Origin of the sequence: Vibrio makurazakiensis, from assembly GCF_050337375.1 — a bacterium.
GTDB lineage: Bacteria > Pseudomonadota > Gammaproteobacteria > Enterobacterales > Vibrionaceae > Vibrio > Vibrio makurazakiensis.
Window position 1 is genome coordinate 1 of sequence record NZ_JAKJSW010000459.1, and the last position, 1,032, is coordinate 1,032.

The 1,032-nt window shown below is 44.4% G+C and carries 2 protein-coding genes; both read right to left on the bottom strand.

What is annotated here, in order from left to right; all coding sequences use genetic code 11:
• Positions 1 to 139 precede the first annotated feature (139 nt).
• Positions 140 to 943 carry an adenosylcobinamide-GDP ribazoletransferase gene (locus tag L4C33_RS22435; protein ID WP_428814584.1) on the bottom strand — a complete coding sequence of 268 codons (804 nt, stop codon included), beginning with the start codon at positions 941 to 943 and terminating at the stop codon, positions 140 to 142.
• A partial coding sequence (locus tag L4C33_RS22440) for a nicotinate-nucleotide--dimethylbenzimidazole phosphoribosyltransferase (protein ID WP_428814585.1) occupies positions 943 to 1,032 on the bottom strand: 90 nt, incomplete at its 5' end. The genes L4C33_RS22435 and L4C33_RS22440, both read right to left, overlap by 1 nt.

A 1,032-nucleotide genomic window follows, 5' to 3' on the forward strand; every position in this document is an offset into this window, starting at 1 on the left:
ATATAGTGGAGGTTATTACTAGAGCTCACACCCCCAGTCACATTGCCTACCACCGACAATGACTTTACTTGCTGCTCAGCAAAAGACGATTTCCCTGAACGTGCTCCTCCCAGTATCAAATGGTGTTTTTTCATGTTGATTACCAAATCTCGGCACTGGTTGAAATAAAGTGATGCTGAAATAAAGCAATCAGCACAAGGTAAATAGCAAGTTCCATTAACTGTTGAGCGGCTCCCAAGCAATCTCCAGTAAATCCACCGAGTCTTTTCAATAGCCAATGTTTAAAGGTAATTCGGAAAACAAGAGCCAATAACGTTAGTGTTATCAATACATTTAATCCCATCATCAACGCTGGCGTTAAACCCACCACCATGAGAAAGATCAGCTCGCCAGTCGTTTGCTTATTCGCTAACGGTTTGCTTTTGCTTGTGTCTAAATCGCTGACATAAGGCATATCATAAATCAGTGACGCAGCCACAGCTCTACTCAAGCCGTAGCCCACTAACAACACGTAATACATGGATGTTATTCCACTCAATTCCGTGAGTAGAAGCCACTTCCCGAATAACGCCATAGTTAAAGTAGCAGCGCCATAAGTACCAATTCGGCTATCTTTCATTATGGTGAGTCGGCGCTCAGTCGTCATACCGCCACCGATGCCATCCGCCATATCAGTCAGACCATCTTCATGAAATGCACCGGTTAACATTAAGCTGAATGCCATAGTTAGAAAAATTGTAATTTCCGCAGAGAAGACTTGGCTAAGGAGCCAATAAACACCGGTACACAACGCACCAATAACCAAACCAACTAATGAGAAATATCGCCCAGCCCTATTCATTCGCTCATCAGAGTAAGGTGTGCTTGCTGGAATAGGTAAGCGAGAAAAAAAGCTGACCGCTAATGAAAATAGCTCTAGTTGATACTTAAACCACGAGAACATTACACCGTCACTCCGGCACTCTCAAAGCTCGCCATGTGGTTGTAGAACTGCGCTGCTGCTTTTATGATTGGCAACGCAAGCGCCGCGCC

What these genes read in the sequence shown, in the direction of transcription:
- L4C33_RS22435 (WP_428814584.1), bottom strand. Translation starts at nt 943, where the DNA reads ATGTTCTCGTGGTTTAAGTATCAACTAGAGCTATTTTCATTAGCGGTC.